Source organism: Streptomyces sp. NRRL B-24085, assembly GCF_001282115.1.
In the GTDB taxonomy this organism is placed as follows: domain Bacteria; phylum Actinomycetota; class Actinomycetes; order Streptomycetales; family Streptomycetaceae; genus Streptomyces.
Map to the genome: position 1 here is coordinate 1 of NZ_LJBR01000585.1, position 3,169 is coordinate 3,169.

The following is a 3,169-nucleotide window of genomic DNA, read 5'->3' on the forward strand; positions in this document are numbered from 1 at the left end:
GCCCCCCCCATGTCGGGGACCACATGTCGGCGCCGGATCGCGGTCGTCTACGGCGGCGTCCCGGCGTCCCCCGCCGCGAGGTCGAGCGGCCCCCTGCCGTCCTCCCGTTCCCAGTGCGCGCGCAGCCAACGCTCCGTCGTGGTGACGTGCATGAGCGCCGCGGCCTGTGCGAGGGCCGCGTCCCGGTCGGTCAGTGCCTGGTAGATGGCCTCGTGCTCGGCGACGGTGCGTGCGGCGGCGTTGTCGTCGACCAGGCCGCGCCAGATCCGCGCGCGCACGGTCCGGCTGGAAATGCCTTCCAGCAGCGCGGAGAGCGTGGCGTTCCCGGTGGCGGCGATCACCGTCCGGTGGAAGGCGGCGTCATGCTCGTTGAGTCGTTCCACGTCCTCGCGGGCGGCGCGCATGGCGTCGAGGTGGTGTTCCACCTCGGCGAGTTCGGCGTCCGAGATGCGGGTCGCGGCCAGCGCGGTGGCGACCGGTTCGAACAGTCGGCGCACCTCGGTGAGCTCCAGCAGTGTGTCGCCGCGCAGCAGCTCCACGGCCGAGCCGACCCCGCTGAGCAGCAGCTCCGGCTCCAGGCTGGTCACATAGGTACCGTCACCGCGCCGGATCTCCAGCACCCGGGAGACGACCAGGGCCTTCACCGCCTCCCGCGTCAGGTTGCGCGACAGCCCGAGCTCCGCGGCGAGCTGCGGCTCGGGCAACAGCTTGGCGCCCGGCGCCAGCTCACCGGACTGGATGAGCTCCCTGATGCGGTCGATGGCCTTGTCGGTCAGTGACATGTGCGGCCGTCCCCTCTTCCTGCGTGCGCAAGCGGCACCGTAGCAATACATCCCACGGCTGCGGAAGAGATGGGATGACCGATCACCCGCCCCTGGCGCGTAAAGATCGACATATGCGCAGGTGAATGGATGATCCGGGAAATTGTTTCGCCTCAGGTATGGACACTGAGACGGGACGAGCTCTTAAATCCATCCCATGTCTAGTACCTGTTGTTGCGCAGGAGACATGTCATCGACACATGACGACAGGTGGTTTGCCATGACCTCGAACAGACCCCGCGGTCCCCGGGCCGGGACGGCCGGTCAGCATGACTGAACTCATCAGCGCCGTCGAAGCGGTGGACGTCAGGTTCCCTACCTCGCTCCACCTCGACGGCTCCGACGCCATGAACCCCGAACCCGACTACTCGGCCGCCTATGTGACGGTCCGTACGAGCGGTGGTGACGAGGGGCACGGGCTCGCCTTCACCGTGGGCCGCGGCAACGACGTCGAGGTCGCCGCCGTACGCGCGCTGGCCCCGCTGGTGGTCGGTCTGCCGGTGGAGGAAGTCCTGGGCGACCTCGGCGCCTTCTCCCGCAGGCTGACCGGCGACAGTCAGCTGCGCTGGCTGGGGCCGGAGAAGGGGGCCGTCCACATGGCGGCCGCGGCGATCGTCAACGCCGTGTGGGACCTGTACGGCCGCCGCACCGGGAAGCCGGTCTGGCGTCTGCTGTCCGAGCTGTCCCCCGAACAGCTCGTCGACCTGGTCGACTTCCGCTACCTGGAGGACGCGCTGACCCGTGAGGAGGCGCTGGACATCCTGCGCCGCGCCGAGCCCGGACGCGCCGAACGCACCGCCCACCTGCTGGCGTCCGGCTACCCCGCCTACACCACGACGCCCGGCTGGCTCGGCTACGACGACGAGAAGCTCGTGCGGCTGTCGAAGGAAGCCGTCGCGGACGGCTTCTCCCAGATCAAGCTGAAGGTCGGCGCCGACCGCGAGACCGACGTCCGCCGGATGCGGCTGGCCCGCGAGGCGGTCGGCCCGGACATCCGGATCGCCGTAGACGCCAACCAGGCCTGGGGAGTCCGGCAGGCCATCGACTGGATGCGCGCCCTCGCCCCCTACGACCCGTACTGGATCGAGGAACCCACCTCCCCCGACGACATCCTCGGCCACGCCGCCGTCCGCAGGGAGCTGGCACCGGTCAAGGTGGCCACCGGCGAACACACCCACAACCAGGTGATGTTCAAACAGTTCCTGCAGGCCGAGGCGCTCGACATCCTCCAGATGGACGCCAGCCGCACCGCCGGAGTCACCGAGAACGTCGCCATCCTGCTGCTGGCCGCCAAGTTCGGCGTCCCGGTGTGCCCGCACGCCGGCGGCGTCGGCCTGTGCGAGATGGTGCAGCACCTGGCGATGTTCGACTACGTGGCCGTGAGCGGCACCACCGAGGACCGCGTCATCGAGTACGTCGACCATCTGCACGAGCACTTCACCGACCCGGTCCGCATCCGCGACGGCCGCTATCTGGCCCCGACCGCGCCCGGCATCAGCGCCGAGATACATCCCGGTTCCGTCGCCGCCCACCGTTACCCGGACGGGCCCGTCTGGCAGGAGGTGACCGCCTCGTGAGCGGATCCGAACTGACGGGCCTGGCGGCCGTCGTCACCGGCGGCGCCTCCGGCATCGGCCTGGCCACCGCCCGGCTGCTCGCCGACCGGGGGGCCCGGGTCGCCTGTCTCGACCTCAAGCCGGACGTACCCGAACCGCTCGTCGGCATCCGGGCCGACGTGACCGACGACCGCGAGGTGCGCTCGGCCGTCGACGAGGCCGCGAGGACGCTCGGTGGCCTCGACATCCTGGTCAACAACGCCGGGATCGGCGCCCAGGGCACGATCGAGGACAACTCCGACGACGAGTGGCACCGCGTGCTCGACGTCAACGTTCTCGGCATCGTCCGCGTGACCCGGGCCGCACTCCCCCACCTGCGCCGCTCCGGCCGTGCCGCGATCGTCAACACCTGCTCCGTCGCGGCGACCGCGGGCCTGCCGCAGCGGGCGCTGTACTCCGCCACCAAGGGTGCCGTCCTCGCCCTCACCCGGGCGAGCGCCGCCGACCTCGTGCGCGAGGGCATCCGCGTCAACTGCGTCAACCCCGGCACCGTCGACACCCCGTGGGTCGGCCGGCTCCTGGAGCGCGCCGCCGACGCGGCGGCCGAACGCGCCGCCCTCTGCGCCCGCCAGCCGACGGGCCGTCTGGTCACCGCCGAGGAGGTGGCCGCGGCCATCGCCCACCTCGCGAGCCCGCTCTCCGCCTCCACCACCGGCACCGATCTCGCCGTCGACGGCGGCATGCAAGGACTGCGGCTCCGCCCCCGGGCCTGACCACGGCCCTCCCCAAGAC

Annotated in this window: 3 protein-coding genes; 2 read left to right on the forward strand and 1 reads right to left on the reverse strand. The window is 71.2% G+C overall.

Annotated elements, in window-relative coordinates; genetic code table 11:
* Window positions 1-47: 47 nt before the first annotated feature.
* Window positions 48-782: a FadR/GntR family transcriptional regulator gene (locus AOJ26_RS39820; protein WP_053853217.1), complete on the reverse strand. Its 735-nt coding sequence runs from the start codon at window positions 780-782 to the stop codon at window positions 48-50.
* A gap of 308 nt (window positions 783-1,090) precedes the next feature.
* Between AOJ26_RS39820 and AOJ26_RS39825 the strand changes: the two genes are divergently transcribed.
* Complete coding sequence (locus AOJ26_RS39825; RefSeq protein ID WP_053853218.1) at window positions 1,091-2,398, forward strand: enolase C-terminal domain-like protein; 1,308 nt, start codon at window positions 1,091-1,093, stop codon at window positions 2,396-2,398.
* Complete coding sequence (locus AOJ26_RS39830) at window positions 2,395-3,150, forward strand: SDR family NAD(P)-dependent oxidoreductase (protein ID WP_053853219.1); 756 nt, start codon at window positions 2,395-2,397, stop codon at window positions 3,148-3,150. The genes AOJ26_RS39825 and AOJ26_RS39830 overlap by 4 nt, the downstream gene beginning before the upstream one ends.
* Window positions 3,151-3,169: the final 19 nt, after the last annotated feature.

Coding starts and splice junctions, on each gene's coding strand:
- AOJ26_RS39820 (WP_053853217.1), bottom strand. CDS start 782: ATGTCACTGACCGACAAGGCCATCGACCGCATCAGGGAGCTCATCCAG.
- AOJ26_RS39825 (WP_053853218.1), top strand. CDS start 1,091: ATGACTGAACTCATCAGCGCCGTCGAAGCGGTGGACGTCAGGTTCCCT.